The sequence below is a fragment of the Sphingobacterium pedocola genome, assembly GCF_015209965.1.
In the GTDB taxonomy this organism is placed as follows: domain Bacteria; phylum Bacteroidota; class Bacteroidia; order Sphingobacteriales; family Sphingobacteriaceae; genus Sphingobacterium; species Sphingobacterium pedocola.
Genome location: NZ_MU158690.1, coordinates 316,327 through 334,512, shown reverse-complemented (window position 1 = coordinate 334,512; position 18,186 = coordinate 316,327). Strand labels below are relative to the sequence as shown.

Below are 18,186 nucleotides of genomic sequence, written 5' to 3'. Positions count from 1 at the left end.
CTTTTAGACACACCCCTTTTATTCAAGTTTCCTTAAGCTTTTAACTATTTAAACAAAATATATAACGCGATCATTACTACAAATAAAATGCCCCAAGCCCATTTCACCTTCTTTGATGGCTTTTCTAATGTTATGAACTGCTGATCCACGTGTTCTAGTTCGTACTTAGATGGCCTTACTGCCAAGGAGACCAATATGCCAATACATACAAGCGCCACGAAAAGGTAAAAAGAGAGCATTAAATAATGAGGCCAAAAATCATATTGATCTTTGGGGAAGATCCAAAGATAACAAATACCTACGCCCAGACTAAGTACCGATCCGAAGGTTAGCAGGGTGTTTACCGCAGCTTTATTCGTTCGCTTCCACAATACAGCTAATAAGAACACAGCAGCGAGTGGTGGAGCAATAAAACCCAGAATTGACTGGAATACATCAAAGAGATTAAGTCCCTTAATCTGATCAATGGCAATCGCCATCAAAACGGCCACCATGCAACCTACAATAATCGTATACCGGCCAACCTGCGTAATCTGCTTACCGTCGGCATCGGGGTTGATATGTTTCAGGTAGAGATCCATCGTAAATACCGTACTTAGGGAATTAAGCGACGATCCGATCGTTCCAACCAATACAGCAATCAAGACCACAATGACCAATCCATTCAATCCGGTCGGAAACAAATTTGTCACCATCGTCATATAAGCCAGCGCCGGATCTTCCAACCCCGGGAAAAGTATGTAACAAATGATGCCTGTAAGAATAAACAAAGGCAACGACAATATCTTTAGCCAGGCGATGAAGTTCACCCCAAGCTGACCCTGTTCCAGGTTCTTCGCTCCGAGTACAGATTGTACCATCGCTTGGTCCGTGCAGAAAAATGCTATCGCAGCAACTGGGTAGCCTAAAGCAATCGCGTACCAAGGGTAATCGGGATCATCAGCCGGTCGAATCAGTGACCAATAACCGCCGGGTGTTTGATCAATTAAGCCGCTGATTCCTCCAATCTTGGAGAGGCCTAAAAAGGTTAATAAGGCCGACACCAGTATCAACAAAATCATCTGAAAGATATTGATTTTCGCTACCGTCCGTAATCCGCCGGTATATGCAAATAGACCCGCTAAGGCCACCAATACAATAACACTTTGCCACATGGGAATGCCCAGAATCTGTCGTACAAGGAAGCCTCCTGCAAATAGCCCCAAAGACAACCAAGAAATCAACATCTTGACCAATGAGTACCAAGCCAAAATGGTTTGGGTTTGTGATCCATAGCGATTGCCCATAAACTCTGGCAACGTCCTTACATTGGAAGCCAAATAGCGCGGGGCAAATACAACAGCCAATAGGAATAGGAAGACAAACGCGTACCAATCAAAGTTGATTGCAACAATACCTGTCGTATAACCTACCGTAGCAAAGGCAAGCAACATGGACGGTCCCACATTCGTCGCCCACATATTGAATCCGATGCTATACCACTTCAACGATTTACCGGCTAAAAAGTGTTCAGCGCCTTCAGCCTTCTTGCGCGAAGACAGCAGGCCAATAACCAACAACGCAACGAGATAACCGATGACGATGATATAATCGTATATGGTTAGTTTTTCAAGTATGGTGTTCATCGTACGTTTGCTGGGTTAACACCAAAACGCGCTAACAAGTCTTTCGGCCGTACAGGTTTGCCGGTTGTCAATGATTCATCCATGGCCTGCAGTAAGGCTATTGTACCAATCCCTTCTTTCATATCCGGAAAAGCAGCCGTCTCATTTTGGATAGCCTGGCTGAAGTGCTCCAAATAATTTTGGTATTCACCCGCGTGATGGCTTTTGCCTTCAAAACGGAAATAATGCTTTAGCTTATGTTCCCATGTTAAAATACGCTCTTCTCCGGTATTATCAGTAATAGCATAACGCAGATCCATATAATCGGCCTGACTGGCACCTTCGGTACCACGCAATATACAGCTCATTTCGCTGTCGCGCGTTACAGGTTGTACAGGCCCCGTATAGGCTCCACTCACTCGAGCCACACGGCCATCTTCGGCTTTGAAAATAAAATGCATCGTGTCGTGATTCTGCAAGCCTCCTTTTCTACCGTTTGCGCTTAGCATACCATACCCCATTACCTCTTCGATATTCGGCAAATACCATCGAATAAAATCTACCGGATGACTGAGCCCCCCGTACAACCATTTGAATTTTGCTTGCAATGACCAAGGCTTGTCTAAAAACCAACGGTGATCGGCATGGTAATAACCTTCAATAGTAATGAGATCTCCAATAAGTCCGGCTTCAAAGTCCTGACGTTGTTTTTTAACAGGTTCAAAGAAACGCGAACTCTGTCCTACAAACACACGCTTACCTTTCTTTTCGGCTAGGGTTAACAGCGCATTGGCATCCGCTAGATTATCGATAAACGGCTTTGTACAGATTACATGTTTGTCGTGTTCCAATGCGAGCTGAATATGCGCAGCATGCAAGTGATCCGGTGTATAGATGGCAATAGCATCAATATTCGGATTATTGAGCATATCACTATAACTGCTTGTATAGGCATGAAAATCAAATTCTTTTGCCCGTTTACGACCTAATTCTTCATTCAGATCACAAACTTGTACCAACTCAATCTGCCCACTTTGCAATGCTGCTGACATGGTACTGCGACCTTCTCCTAGTCCTAGAATACCTAATCTTAACTGTTTCACTTTTGCTTATTTATTTTTTATAAAAAACCCATGTTTCATCTGTTGCCGTTCCTTTGATGCCCTCCTGAAAACCACCCATCAGCTTATTCCATTCCACAACCTTCGGATTGTCCTTAATGGTCAACGGATCTATATCCTCAAATCGACTGCCTTTTGGAAAGGATATATACAACATCAATTGGTTGTCCTTCCTATATAACAACACCTCTTCAAATCCGGCGTTGCAGAATCCGGCGGCTACTTCTGGCCATTGCTCAAACTGTTTATCGTGATAATCGAAATACATTTGTTGCTTCTTCTCATCATCGACCAGCTTAGCCGTCAACAAGACATAATCCACATCCTTCTCTTCTCCGGCATCACCACAACGTGTACGGTCGAAGGTGTAAAACAAATCATTGAATACCTTAAATTCGATCTTCGGATAATTTGCAACCCATGCACTGGCTATCTTTTTGCCGACCCCGTCATCAGTTTTAATAAGACTATAATCCTTCCAATGATAGATCTGCGAGGCGTTTCCACCTTGGCCAGTTACAAATCGAGCCAGCTCATCGCTGGATATCTGATTATTCGGATCATACACCTGTACAAAAACAGGTTTTGTAAAAGGAACATATACATTAAACTTTGCTAACGCCGCAACTTCCTTTTTGTACTGCAGTAAGTGCCGATACGATGCCTCTAACCCCGCATTCGCTATTTTTTCAGGCGAAACATCCGGACCATTATTCTTCCATTCTACGGATGGCCCATTTGCATTTTGTAGTATTTTATATTCCGGAAACCAATTATCTGATACATTCATGTAAGCCGAGCCTTCGTCGGTATAGAGATAAAACCAATGGTCGGGAATGTGAGCATAGGGCGACACATAGATGCTATCAATCCGGTTTTCTTGAATCTTAGTTCCGGGTTGGGCAGATAAGGTGTAAATACCAGCAACGTCGTACATAAACTTACCGTATCGACTGATTCGGTTACGTCGAACGCTATTGTTCTTCATGCTGTTCACCGTAGGTGTCCAGCCCCAACCTAAGCTAATACCCGTATAAGACAGATCACTTAGGTCATTATTCGAAATATCAATATTACGTACAAACCCAGCCCCAATGCCTACAGCGCCCCAATCTTCGTTCGTCGCGTTATTAATTATATTATTACGTACTATAACTCCATCAGTCAGCATACGCTCGTCTTTAGGCGTATACGGTAGATGTGCTTCGAACTGCTCATCCGAAAATTTCCCCAGTAATACCGCGTTGCCACCGATGTCTTGCAATACGTTCCCGAGTAACTGATCTTCAAAATTACCCTCTTCATAATCTATGCCTGTAGCGGCCAAATGTTGGAAGTGACATCCGATGAAGGTAGTATGCGCTGTATTTTTCAAGGCAACTGCTGCTTTTGGCCGCCCTACCCAGGCTTGATTTTCCAGGCCTTTTTTGTCTGGAGTACCTGGGGTCTGCAGCTTGTAAGCGTCTATAAAATACATGCCCGCTTGAAGGGTCACATGCCCATGTGTATGAGGTCGCAACCAAGAAGTGTGTTGAAACCGAATACCTTCTAGACTAATATGTGAAACAGGTTGTTCTAGCGTCCCTGCAAACTGCAAAATCGTCTCGAGGTAAGGAACAACGGCTTCTACTTGATTCAGGTCTTCTTCCGCCCTTTTATAATAATAGATCTTATGTGTGTCTTCGTCCAGAAACCATTCGCCTGGCTGGTCTAAAAATTGCATGGCATTGACTAATCGAAATGCGGAATTCCCATACTCTTCCGACAGCCATGGTTTGGGCCAAGGGTGTTCGCTTTGGAGCTTGCTTTCTGGTTCATGAAAGGCCAAGACAATGCTATCCTTTGTTACCTTGGCATCTTTAATACGAAGTTGCGCGACGGCCCACCATTGATGGATAAAGAACTCCATGCCTTCTTCAAATTGGAAGTTTTTAAAGACATTCGGAATAGTGGCAGTCTGCTGCTCAAAGTTCCAATTCAAAATCCGGGGCAGTTCATAGTTATGATGGCTTTCCGCTCTAACCGCTTTCTTCTCCCCTACCCACATTTGTCGAAACGGGAAAAACTTTCCGCCTACACGCGGTGCATCGGCCACGTAGATATTCTGTTTAAACTTTTTCCAACCGGCAAGCCGTACACCGCCCGACAAGATCACTTCTTTTCCAATGCCTTTAATAAGGGTAGGGCTCTCCGCTGTACCGCTATCTTCAGGACGGAGAAGGATCGTTTGCGCAGGACGATATACACCATCTTGCAGCAAGATCTGTACCCCTTGTGCTACTTTTGGATCCTGCAACCTTCTCCACTCGCGCACCTGCCGCAATGCACCTTCCAGTGTCTCAAAGGGCGCTGTGATACTGCCATCACGTTTACGAGTTTGACTATTTGGTCCTACATAAATCTCTGTAGCTTCACTTTTGAAGCTTATTGTACATAAGGTAATCAGAATAAAGCAGATCGTCCATAGTATATGTATATTTTTCATATTTACTGTTTTAACCGAAAACTACTTCAACACCACTTTCTGTTCACCCAATACGGACTTAATGGTCAATGTTGCTCCTTTCGTTACGTCGTGTTTAGCTACATAAGCAACAGCCAACCCTTTATGTGTTTTTCTAGTTGGGCGGCTCAGACTACTTAAATCTGCCTGAAAACCGTTATCTGTTCCTAAAATTCGGCTATTGCTATCTCCTGCAAAGGTCAACGTTATGTCCTGATTGGGCACCGGTTCCCCCTTCTCATCGCGCAAATCCACTGTCACAAAATATAAATCGGTTTGGTCGCCTACAGCATAGCGCTCATGTTCGACTTTTACAGCTAGTTGCGTCGCCTTTCCTGTAGTCCGCTTGACAACTTCCTGTGTAGCCGTACCATTTTGGTATTTTACCACTTTCAGTTCTCCTGCTTCAAAGGGCACTTTCCACGCCGCATGTAACTGGTCTGCATTTTTAGTCGCTCTACCCAAAGACCTTCCGTTCAGAAACAGTTCCACTTCATCGGCTTTATTATAATAGCACCATACATCTACTGTCTCGCCCTTGTTCCAGTTCCAATGCGGCAAAAGGTGCAATACATCTTTGTCCGCCCATTCAGACTGGTACATGTAATACACATCCTTGGGTAGTCCTGCTAAATCTACTATGCCATAATACGAACTACGTGCTGGATAAGGGTATGGTACCGGTTCACCCAAATAGTCGATTCCTGTCCATACAAAAATACCGCCCAAGAAATCACGTTTCTTCACCTCTAGCCACGCACGTTCATGACTGGTCCCCCAGTACGCGGCTACATTATCATAGGCCGAGACGCTGAAGTCAGCGTTTCCGTTAACAACATATTTATCCTTGCTTGACGCTGGCCACAACTGAATCGTATCGTGCAAATTATCGTACACCCCTCTCGTTTGTAATGCGGAGGTTGTTTCAGAAGCAATCAGCGGCACTCCTTTAAACTGTATAGGTAATTTGTCATAATCAAAGTACTTGTAGTTAAAGCCCAATACATCTAACGTGCCCGCTTGAGCGATAAAGTTTTTCTCATAGTTCGTTTCTGTCAGGGCTGCGGTAACTGGCCGGGTGGGGTCGACCTGCTTCACCACTTCCGTCATGTTTCTTGCAAACGCGATACCAGTGTCGTCAAATTGTTCCCGAATTTCATTCCCAATGCTCCACATAAACACCGAAGGGTGGTTACGGTCACGTTTCACAAAACGAATGAGATCGTCTATATAATGCTCCTTAAAATCAATGTGATAATCAAATTTATTCTTACGCTTCGCCCACATGTCATAAGCCTCATTTTGCACCAAGAAACCTAGCTCATCACAAAGATCTAGGAATTCTTCAGCAGGCGGATTATGCGCCGTACGAATTGCATTAACCCCCATATCTTTCATAATCAACAGTTGTCTTTTTGCGGCGGACTTATTGAAAGCCGCCCCTAAGGCTCCTAAATCATGATGCAAACATACCCCTAACAGCTTCAACGGTTGGTCATTTAGAAAAAAACCTTTTTCCTCATCAAACCTGAAATTCCTAAAACCTACTTTGTAGCTCAGTTCATCCACAACTTTATTGTTTTTATTCAACAAAGCGATCTCTAGTTGGTATAGATTCGGGTTTTCAGGGGCCCAGAGCTTGGCTTGGGATATCTCCAATGTCTCATCAAAGGTTCCTTTTGTAGCCGTTATATTCTTCTGCGCCACTACCTTTCCTTCTGCGTCTACCAACTTTAATACAGCTTGTGCACCTTGTCCCTTGATCATCGATTGAACACGTACCGTGCTCTTTCCGACAGCAACCTCAGGCGTCGTGATAAAAATTTCACTTCGCAAAAGGTGTGAAGGATTGCGCTTCTCTAACCGAACATCACGATATATTCCCGACCCCGTATACCAGCGGGAGTTAGGCTGCAGACTATTATCAACGCGAACAGCAACAACATTTTCTTTGCTTCCAAAGTGCAGATGCTTTGTCAGATCGTGCTCAAACGAAAGATAGCCATTGATATGTTTTCCAAGGTAAACACCGTTGATCCAAACCTCTGTATACCGATATGCTCCCCCAAAATGAAGTACAACATCTTTTCCGCGATCCTGTTCATTCAATGAGAAAGATTTACGATACCAGCCCGTTCCTCCCGGCAGTGCTCCACCTGCATTACCTGCAGGATACTCCTCGCCAAAATCGAAACCTATACTCCAATCATGAGGCAAGGTAACCGATTTCCATGAATTGTCATCAAAATCGGCGTGCCTAAACTTTAAATCATCCGCCAATACAAAGCGCCAATCCGCATTGAAATTAATAAGCTCTCTGGATTGTCCAAACGCCCATTGAAAAGCCGCTAAAAAAACTATAAATGCTACTATCTTACGAATCATATTAAATTTATTACCTAATTTACTATTTAAAGCTATTACTCCTTTACAAAATTCAACGTGCTCTTCCCGATATCCTTTGATGTCGCCAATGCAATACCCCTATTCCCGTCCTTATCTACAGCGCAATAATAGTGGTATACAATACCTTTGTGTTTAATCACAAAAGATTTGTGTGCATACTGTGCATCATACAGTTCCGTAGAATTGATCAAATCCTCACCGTCCCAATCTGTCCAGTGGATCAGATCTTTCGAGGCTGCAAAACGGTTGAATGCCCCTTGGCGATCTTTCCAAAATGCACCGAAATAAAACATCACCCAGGTATTGCTGATGCGTTGAATCATCGGATCACCCGTAATGCCTACAGGATGATGTACAACCGGGTCTTGAAGATAGCGTTTCCATGTAACCATATCATCCGAAACGGCCATCCCAATACGTTCGTACCACCTTGTTGGTTTATTGTTCTCCAAAGAATCACCTACCGCATTATAATACATAATAAAGCGGTGCCCTGTATTTCGCTGCGGATCTTCGATCACGTAGCTTTTAAACAACTTGTGTCTATTCTCCCACCAACGAATATCAGCATCTTCGCTACTTAGTACGGGTTTATCGATCCGGTCCCATTCGAAAGGCATTTTAGGTGCCTTTTTTGTATGGGCGATACCGATTGATAAGGGTTCTGGTTCGTATCCTTCCGACGACCCTCCAAAGTACGACATCCAATATTTACCTTGGTATTTTTTTAATTTATAGCTTCCTTCCCATTTGGTATCGATCAACGCATTGTATCCAGCCTTCTGCTTCGCATCCCATTCATCACCTTTACCGGCTGTCAACTGTTTCCCTAAGGTCTTCCAATTTAATAAATCGGCACTTTCTGCCAAATAGGTTTCATAGCCTACACCGTCAAAGATGATATAGGTCATGTACCAGGTATTACCGATTTTGTACACCGATGGACAGTCCATGAGATGCTTCTTCGATGTCGGCACTACGACCAAACCATACTTATATGGCGTTTTGACTTCATCATAAAGTTTCTGCATCTCTGCTGTAGAAACTTTTACTTCTTTATTCTGCGCCCATAGTGGCTGACAAAACAAAATGGCTAATAATATATAAAGTAATCGCGTCATTTATTCTGTTATTAAATATTCGCCTGATCTCAATTGAATAACCGTATTATCTCCTAGAATTGAAAGCTGCGCTTTCTTTGCTGCTTTGCCGTTAACATTATAATTGCCCCTTCTCGGCAAAATCACCTTCGCCTCAGTTCCGACGGGGATATGAATGCGGTACTCGTGTCCTTTATTTGTTAACTTGCGATCTAGCATCACCTCGCCATAAGGCGTTTCATACATTACTTTTACGGCCTCAACTTTGTCTAGCATACGTGGCTCGATCACCATGTGTTTAAAAGCAACGGAATTTTCGGCCTGACGTATACCTCCTAAATTGGCGTGGAACCACTCCATCAAATGTCCAAGCATAAAATGGTTATTCGACACACTGGGCAAAGCTGCCCAAGATTCCGTCAAGGCTGTAGCTCCTTTTCTAATCTGATATCCATACCCCGGACGGGTATCATCTTTATGCATGGCATAAATAATATCGTCTCTATTATGGTTTGTCAGTGCCTGAATCAAATACCGATGTCCGACGTCCCCAGCAGTAAATGTGGTATCTCTAGACGAAATATCCGCTATTAATGCCTTTAAGACTTTTTCCCGATTTTGTTCTTCGACCAGTCCCATATAAAGGGGCATCGCCTGAGCCGTCTGGCTACCCGTTGCATAGTGACCTTGCTCTCCGTCGAAGAATCTATTATTAAACGATTCGCGCACCGCATTACCCAACGAATCATAGTATAGCTTATCGTCTGTGCGTCCCAGTTCCTCGGCTATGCGTCCCATCACGTTCAAATCGTAGTAATAAATCGCTGTACCTGTCACACCGTGTGGTGTTAATTGAGAGACGCCAGGCCGTTCTGGCCCAATATCGTACCAGTCGCTCAACCCTTGGTAGAGAATATTATCTTTGGCTTTTGACCGTAGATAAGTGATATATTTCACCATCATTGCGTAATTATCCGTGAGATAAGTTTTATCCCCATACCATTGATACGCATACCATGCCAATAAGATGGAGCTGCTTCCCCATTCGGGCGAGTCCCTAAACATATCTCCTCCCCAATCAAACTGCACATACTCTGGTGCTATCTCCGGCACAAGACCATCTGCTGTTTGCGACATGCGCATGTCCCGCAAGGCTTTGGCAAACAAAGCGTCTCCATCAAAGTTGTACTGCACTGATGGGCCCATTAGATGTAGCTGCTCTAACCATCCTAATTTTTCACGGTGCGGACAATCTGTAAAAACAGACACCATATTGCTTTGAATACTCCATTTAATCAACTCATGTATTTGATTAAACAAGGTGTCTGAGGAGACAAATGTACCTACCGTCGCGGTACTATTTCGGATATGATGGGATTCGATATGTAAGACTTCGATTTGACTTCCGGCTATTGGTCTTTTGAATATTTCCGCATAGCGTAGTCCGTAATATGTAAATCGTGGAGACCAGGTCACTTCTTTTTCCTTGCCAAATATATATTGGTAATAGTAAGGACTTCCTGTATGTTTTTGATTAGCAGACCCATCGGCATTCAATAATTCTGCAGGGTATACCCGAATCGTATCACCTTCATTCCCGCGGATTGTCAGCGATACGATTCCTGATGCATTCTGACCAAAATCATATACCTCACTTTTACGTGATGATAAGATTTGATGTGAAACGGGTTTAAATGTTTCCATCACCTTGGTTGGCGCTATTTCCTGTGCGCGTAATATTGGCCCATCGACCACCATAGCATTTTCCCACCTCGAATCATCATACGCTATACTTGTCCAGTCTTTCGGCAACAGACGCGCATCAAAATCTTCGCCACCATACATACTCGAAAAAACAATCGGCGAGGCATGTGTCTTCCAACTTTCGTCTGTATCTATAATCGCAGACGTACCGTCTTCATAAACCGTCACTACCTTCATTTTCAATTTAGGAAGGCCGAACGCTACCTTATGCTTTTGATAACGCCCTTTAACTGGGGGTATATAATAAAATCCATTTCCCAACAGCACGGAGAAGACATTCTTACCTTGTCGCAACGATGCTGTTAAATCGTATACAACATAGTAGGCTTCTTTATCGTATTTAGTCCATCCCGGCTGCAAGAATGCGTCATCCACGCGTTTACCATTCAACTGTAGCTCGTAATGCCCTAGTCCAGACACATAAGCATGACTTGATTTTATCTTCTTATCTAAAGAAAACGTCTTACGAAATACAGGCAGTTGGTACTGCCTATCGATCCGAAGTTTACTCGAACTCAGCGGAAGCGGATTAACCAACGAATCAGGTAACTCTTCACGCGCAATCCACTGCGCTTTTCCCCAATCTGATGCAGATAACAAACCTATATGGAAGTATGCCTTTTCGCTTTTAGCAATCTTACCCTTGTTATCCTTTACCACTACCTGGATAAAATACGTTGTGCCTGCTACAAGCGACTTTCCTTCATACCTATTAAATAAAGGCTGACTTGATTTTTTCCATTTTGAATCCCACATCAAGTTGTCTTTGTTTGCGAAATCTGATGAATTAAATACCTGTATACGAAAAGCCTGCTGTCTTGTATTTAACTGATCACTTGTCAGCTTCCAACTAAAGGAAGGCACTAAGGTGTTAATACCCAATGGATTTTTTTGACCCTCAATTGTAAGTTCCTTTACCCCCAATTGCGCATAAGCAGTTCCACCAATTACGATAAAAAGAATAAATAATATGTTCTTTAAAAGTTTCATGTCAATATTTTATACGTTCTCTTTGGGATCAAATGCTAATTTAACCAAATTGACCAGTAAGCTAGTCTCTTCGTTCCGGTCGATCCGACGAGGAAATATCAACGGTTTCCTCGAAACGCACTCCTGTCTGGATCAAACCCCGCACATTAATGGTGTCTATCTTTTGGTCTTCGACCGAAAAAACAGCATTGTCAATTGTAATATCCTGTGCATCCCGCGCTATCAGATATCTTTCTCCTTTACCTACAATATTCGACAGTTTTACAGCAGAAAGCGGGGATTCCGGGATTCCATCTATCTTAATGCAGTCAGTCGAATTTTCAATCAATATGTTCCGTATGGTGATATCCGAAAATCTCGGCGTTAATTTGTTCGGTTGCACCTGATGATCACGACTTGCAGCATTCCCTACATGTGTGGCACTGCCTAGCATATCCCATCGAAGTGCCGAATGCACGACATTCATCCGTATATTTTCAAAAAGCATATTATTGCCGCCTCCTCCGCGAGGCCTCCGCGTTTTGAAGCGTATACCCACATCCGTACCATCGAACGCACAGTCGTGCACATACACATGCTGCACTTGTCCCGCTGTTTCACTGCCAATAGTAAGGCCGCCATGACCTTGTTCCGCCAAGCAATGACGAATCACGACATTTTCTGTGGGTCTGTTCACACGCAGTCCATCCTCTCCCCTACCCGCTTTCAATGCAATGCAATCATCGCCCGTATTAAATGTACAATATTCAATAAGCACATTTCTTGAAGATTCGATATCTATACCATCTCCCCGTTGAATACCGATTGAATGGATATTAACCCCTCTAATGATCACGTTGTCACAATAAGTAGGTACGATATTCCAAAAAGCCGAACGCTCCAATGAAATGCCTTCAATGAATACATTTTCACAGTTAATGGGGGCAATCAGTGCAGGAGGGAAAATATAATCCGCTGTTTTCCCATCATAAATTCTATCTTCAACAGGCGTATCAGCGAGCACGAGCTTTTCGATGACATCGTGTGTCATCGTGCGTTGACGCACCGTACCCTCGCCAGGACCTCTTAATTTACCTTTTCCCGTGATGGCGATATTGTTAGCATTTTTGGCATAAATACATGCCCCCAACGAATACAGCTCTATGCCTTCATTACGGGTGAAAACAACGGGAAGAAAGTGTTCAATTTCACTTCCAAATTCAATAAGGGCACCCTCCTCCAAATACAAATGAATATTCGATTTCAACTCCAGTCGCCCCGTGAGATGACTTCCTATCTTAACCACCAATGTCCCTCCGCCCATATTGGCTAAGGCATCTATGTGTTGTTGTATATCACCTCCCGGAAAAACAGAATCTATTGCAGAGGGGAAATCCGGACGTTGAAATACGGCATCAAAATAGGGAGAATTTACTTCCGTTATTTCTTCCGGCATATTAGCAGATCCTACCTGAGCATAGGACAATAATGTTCTATTTAGCTGCTCATAATTCAGCTTTTCCGATTTACATCCAGCAAAAAGGATAATGATAATACACCAAACGCTTACTGTCTTCATTTATTTATTTTTTATGTCCTCAAGCCTTATTGAAAGACACTTTTCATATATCGTGTATTTGCCCCAAAATTTTCTTTCACCATCCGAGGTGACAGACTTGCGTCACGCGAGCGCTCGATCACCAACCATCCTTTCCAGCCCATCTCGTCTAGGGTATCTTTCACGTTCTGCATGTTCAATCGGGTATTGTTTTGCAACCACACCCCATCCTCATCGGTGCAATGGATCTGACAAATACGCTTCTTACCTAAGATTTTCAATTCACTAATCAGGTCTCGACCCTCTTTCAATGGGTTCGAGAAATTGAAATAGATCTGTATATTTTTAGATCCAATTTCTTTTAACAAGTCGACGTCGCCCTTGGCATCCAGAGCAGTTTCTATACCGACCACAACGCCGGCTTTCTTTGCCATTTTACCGATTTCACGGAGTCTTGCTACCAGTGCGGGTCTTAATTCAGGATTTTTAACTAAGTCACCCTGAACACCGAGCGGTAAAAAAGCCGTCTTTGCCCCCAACAGTTGACAAGTCTTCAGACAATCCCCAACCATCTGTTTATAGGTTGCTCGAGTCGCCAAAGACTGCGCATAAAATCCCGTCATCGCTACAGCACAAACCGTTATATGATATTGGTTTAACTCATTGATATAGTCTTTCCGAAACTCCTCATCGAAAAATTTATTGTCGAAGGTATCTCGATTTCCAAGGCCACCCATATCCACTTCTAGGCCGTCTGCGCCAATCTCACTAGCCAACTGAACAGCGCTTAATTTCTGGCGCTTCAAGATCATGAGGTCAATAACCGCAACGTTATACCGTTGATTTTTAGTGGTGGATGCCCAAAGTTCTGACGGTAATAGAAACACAGTACCCAGCAATGCAGCGCTTCTCAAAAATTCCTTTCTGTTCATTTTATCCATATCAATTAACTATAGGTCAGCAAGTAGTAAAATCCCATACGTCTTTTTATGCCCATAAAAAATGTGCATAAAAAGACATCCTAAAAGTAAAAAGAATAAAAAAAAGAATAGCGTACGTTATTAGCCAAACGTTGTATTATCTTACTGGAAGAGCTTTTCCAAATTTCCAAATCCATGTATCGCATGAGCTGGTAAATTTTCACCCTGGGCACCAAATGTATACAGTACGGCCTTTTCTTCGATTGTGCAGCCAGACTCATCGTATTCCCCATCTGTACCTTTTAAACCCTGTGTCTGGAGACGAAAGTGCTTACTTAAAAAATCATAAACGGGTTTGCGCTTGGAGTATCCAAAATCATGACCATCCTCTGGCAGGTGTACATTTACCACCTGATTTTGCGCTTCATAATAATCGTATATCTTTTGTAAGTAAGGGAAATCATGTTCTGGCATATGTGCTGTCCAATCTTTACCATCCGATATAACCAACTGTGGCCGTGGTGCAGCCATCGCTGCAAGCTCGACATTATTTGTACCTCCGGCACAAGCATGTATAGGCTGTCCACTTTCGCACGGACATCCCCCAAAATGATAAGAGGATAGCGAAACCACGGGGATACTCAGTGTAATGCGATCATCTAGAGCGGTCATTAGGACGGTATGACTACCGCCCCCAGACCCGCCACATATGCCTACGCGCGACGCATCTACCGCTTTATCTGCCAGCATAAAGTCCAATATGCGCAGCCCGCCCAGTGTTTGTACTGTTAACGCTAAGCTTCTACGATGGTCTTCTGATTTAAACTGGAGCAACGATTCGCCCCATGCAAAAAGATCGTAACTAACCGCAACAGCACCCATTTTTGCAATCATCGCACAGCGAATCTGCGCATCTTTGCGATATCGATGATCTGCCCAGTGTCCATCCGGACTGAGTACTAAAGGAACTTTCCCTTTATGCTTGCTAGGTCTGTAAATAGAGCCATTCACGTACAATCCTGGTCTAATTTCCAATGCAAAGTTTTCAACCGTATATCCCTTAAAATTCCTCTTTTTGGTTACGATTGGCTTAGTGTCTGGACGGTCGGGCAGTGGAAATAATTTTAATGCCTGAAATAATTGTGGGCGCAAAAGCAGCTTTCGTTTTTCCCACGACCGCTTGTCGTCATACCGACTTGCCAGCTGATCCAAGTAATCCCAGCCATCCTGTACTTCCCAACGGAAATATTCATAGTCTTTTAGCTTATATTTGCCCTCACCTTCCTTATTTACTTTCATATCCAGTGGCGCCAGCACGTTATGCAACGTCTCATCAACATCTGCACGAAAACGCCACTCGGCATAATTCAACCATTTTCCATCAACCTGCTCGGCATTGTATTTTATCGTAATATCATATCTTTTTTCAAGCAGCTCGATCACCTCCTTTAACGGCTTACGGTATTGATGATCTGAATCCTGCGCGGAGACAGGTTTGCTCAAAAAAACAAACACACACGCCAAAACAAACCATTTATTCATAAGAGCCTCCTTTTTCTTTTTCGATTTTCTGAGAAGCTTTCCAACCGTTGTAAAATAAATTGGGATCTAAAACGGGTTTGGGGAAGAACAAACTGGCCACATACCCCACAATAATAACGATCAGGTGACTATATACTCCTAACATCAATTTATTATGCGTAAAATTAAATCTTCCCAAATCCAATATCATAATTTGCTCTCCGCGAATCTCTATTTCTGTACTGCTCAGAAAGGCGTATGCCGTAAAAACAATACAAACGACAATCGCAATATTAACCCCCTGGTTGTTGGCACGGGTAGAAAATACACCCAAAAGGAAAACACCAACAATACCTCCAGAGAAAATAGCATACAGCGTGAAGATAATTCCCAGAATACTTTCACTGCCCAAATTGATGTATATGAAACCAATGACAACAGAAATAAGCCCCGCTATAGCAACCATCCATCTGCCTGCCATTAAATAGCTCCTATCTGCCAATTTCGGCCGCAACTTTCTATAATAATCTTCAACACCGACAGCTGCTAACGAATTAAGATCCGCGCTTAAGCTACAAATTGCAGCCGAAACCATTGCTGCCAAAATAAATCCGACGACTCCCATTGGTAAATTACTCATAATAAAGTAAGGGAATACACTATTTGGGCCGATATCATCAGGCAGGCTATTTTTTGTATAATATACAAAAAGTGCCGTACCGATGAACATAAACAACGACCACACCGGAACAGTAAGCAAGATACCCAGTAAAGAAGCTTTTATTGCCGATTTATCGGAGCGAGCAGTCAAATAGCGTTGTATTACCGTTTGGTCCGTGCCGTATTTCTGGATCGCATAAAACATACCGTTAATAGCCATCACGACGAATGTTAATCGTGAGAAGTCCAAATCATAAGGCCCGAAACCTGTCCTTCCATTCTCGGATGCAATCCGCCATATTTCAGGTATGCCTCCTTTTATCGAAAAGATAAGCACCAAAAGACATAAGATACCACTGGCAAATAACATAAAGCCTTGGAAAACATCTAACCAGATCACCGCCTCTATACCTCCTAAGAGATTGACGATAACAATAATGGATCCCACCACAATAATAATCCAATACGTATTTATATTGGTCATACTCGATAAAGCGACCGCCAATAAGTAAAGTACCGTTCCCATACCAGAAAACTGGCGTAAAACGAAAGCAATGGAACTGTAGTATCGTGCAAAATTTCCAAATCGCTTTTCAAAGTACTCATACGTACTCAGCCCTATGACTCTCCGATAGAGCGGCACAATGAACCAGACTGTCCCCAGAAGGACAAGAGGAACCATTAAGCCCTGCACCAAGAGAATCCAGTTGTTGGAGTAACCCTCTGCAGGATAGCCCAGAAAAGTAACGCTACTAATTAGTGTAGCCAACAAAGACATACCAATAGCCCAAGACGGTACACGTCCTTTTGCTGAAAAATAATCTTCGGTCGTTTTTTGATTCTTCGCATATCGTAGTCCGAAATACAGCGTAATCAGCAGTACGGCTACAATAATACCATAATCCAAAACACTCAAAATAGGTTTACTCATTATTTATTGGTTTAAATGCGTATCAAATTTGAACAGATCTCTACGCCAAGTATAACTTCCGGGTTTCAACGTTAGATAGAGCTCCCCGTCTCGTACCTTTGCACGTATCACACCTTGGTCCAACTCGCTGACTGGCGTAAAACCTGTAATTCCTAATTTTTTTAAAACTTCATAAGCCGTCGCTCCGCCTTCGATGCACAATTCCTTTATAATTTGACGGGACTGTACAACAGCCACGATTTCTGCCATTTTTTCTCGGACGACTGCTGCTTCGGCCTGCACCTGTGTATGCAAAGCGAAAACCGCCTTTCCATACGTATTTAACACCGTCGCTAAATCGTAAACGATATTCGGATCTACTCCGTCCCACGATAAGACGTATTGTGAGGGCACTTGGTTTATCCATTGCCGTGAATTTTCGTGGGTTGATCCACAAATAAACAATACCGGTTCTTGAACACGTTCAACGCTATCGTGCTGTTCATTCAGTCCCAATGGAAACCGTTGCGCGAGCAATTCATTGAAAAAAGCCGCGCCTCCTGCTGCAAGACGAGCATCAGCAGACCGCGAGGCCAATCGCTGCACGTCTTTTTGCCTTTTTACTTCAGCGACATAAACACCTTCCTTTTCCAGTTCATCGTCAACCGATAATAATTGCCAATTACTTGCTGCGTCCAACAGATCTAACACCGTCGAAGTATGAATCGGAAATTCCGGATCGTGTGCAAAAGCTGTCTGATGAATAAGTTTATCGTTTACCCAATACATCCCCTTATCGATAATTCGGCCAAAAACAGGATTGGCAGGACAAAATATAAGCCTATTTACCCCGAAAAGCTGTTGATAAAATGTCACCTCTTGGTAGATATGCCCACGCAATGCCGAATCGAATTTAAGGTAAATAAATGTAAAATTATTTATCTCGATTGCCTGGAATAGATTATGCAGATGTGATAATACCTGATCTTCTTTTAAAGATCTGGTATTGGTATTCAATATACACACATCGGTATACAACTTTTCGGACAAGTCGTGTACCACCTCAGCAGTAAGATTGTAGCGCAAAGCAACACCCCCCAATTCGGCGGCCCCTGTCAGATCATCTGCTATAACCAAGATGAATGCCATC

11 protein-coding genes are annotated in these 18,186 nt (G+C 43.2%); all 11 read right to left on the bottom strand.

Annotated features, from left to right (window positions below; all coding sequences use genetic code 11):
• Nucleotides 1–44: 44 nt before the first annotated feature.
• Complete coding sequence (locus tag C4F40_RS11560) at nt 45–1,625, bottom strand: sodium:solute symporter family transporter (protein ID WP_196939555.1); 1,581 nt, start codon at nt 1,623–1,625, stop codon at nt 45–47.
• Nucleotides 1,622–2,707, bottom strand: coding sequence for a Gfo/Idh/MocA family protein (locus C4F40_RS11555; protein ID WP_231390037.1), 1,086 nt, complete (start codon nt 2,705–2,707; stop codon nt 1,622–1,624). The genes C4F40_RS11560 and C4F40_RS11555 overlap by 4 nt, the downstream gene beginning before the upstream one ends.
• 10 nt (nt 2,708–2,717) lie before the next feature.
• Nucleotides 2,718–5,210 carry an L-rhamnose mutarotase gene (locus tag C4F40_RS11550; protein WP_196939554.1) on the bottom strand — a complete coding sequence of 831 codons (2,493 nt, stop codon included), beginning with the start codon at nt 5,208–5,210 and terminating at the stop codon, nt 2,718–2,720.
• 21 nt (nt 5,211–5,231) lie between these two features.
• Nucleotides 5,232–7,613 (bottom strand): glycoside hydrolase family 2 TIM barrel-domain containing protein, encoded by a 2,382-nt coding sequence (locus C4F40_RS11545; protein WP_196939553.1) that lies wholly within the window; start codon nt 7,611–7,613, stop codon nt 5,232–5,234.
• Nucleotides 7,614–7,648: 35 nt separating this feature from the next.
• Complete coding sequence (locus tag C4F40_RS11540; RefSeq protein ID WP_196939552.1) at nt 7,649–8,755, bottom strand: glycoside hydrolase family 130 protein; 1,107 nt, start codon at nt 8,753–8,755, stop codon at nt 7,649–7,651.
• Nucleotides 8,756–11,488, bottom strand: coding sequence for a family 78 glycoside hydrolase catalytic domain (locus C4F40_RS11535; RefSeq protein ID WP_196939551.1), 2,733 nt, complete (start codon nt 11,486–11,488; stop codon nt 8,756–8,758). It lies immediately after the preceding gene.
• 61 nt (nt 11,489–11,549) lie between these two features.
• Nucleotides 11,550–13,046 (bottom strand): glycoside hydrolase family 28 protein, encoded by a 1,497-nt coding sequence (locus C4F40_RS11530; protein WP_196939550.1) that lies wholly within the window; start codon nt 13,044–13,046, stop codon nt 11,550–11,552.
• A gap of 26 nt (nt 13,047–13,072) precedes the next feature.
• Nucleotides 13,073–13,957, bottom strand: a complete 885-nt coding sequence (locus C4F40_RS11525; protein ID WP_231390036.1) for a sugar phosphate isomerase/epimerase family protein — start codon at nt 13,955–13,957, stop codon at nt 13,073–13,075.
• Between the two features lie 150 nt (nt 13,958–14,107).
• Nucleotides 14,108–15,487: a DUF4974 domain-containing protein gene (locus C4F40_RS11520; protein ID WP_196939548.1), complete on the bottom strand. Its 1,380-nt coding sequence runs from the start codon at nt 15,485–15,487 to the stop codon at nt 14,108–14,110.
• Nucleotides 15,480–17,057 carry a sodium:solute symporter family protein gene (locus C4F40_RS11515; RefSeq protein WP_196939547.1) on the bottom strand — a complete coding sequence of 526 codons (1,578 nt, stop codon included), beginning with the start codon at nt 17,055–17,057 and terminating at the stop codon, nt 15,480–15,482. Before C4F40_RS11515 ends, C4F40_RS11520 begins: the two co-directional genes overlap by 8 nt.
• Before the next feature lie 3 nt (nt 17,058–17,060).
• Nucleotides 17,061–18,185: a four-carbon acid sugar kinase family protein gene (locus tag C4F40_RS11510; protein WP_196939546.1), complete on the bottom strand. Its 1,125-nt coding sequence runs from the start codon at nt 18,183–18,185 to the stop codon at nt 17,061–17,063.
• Nucleotide 18,186: the final 1 nt, after the last annotated feature.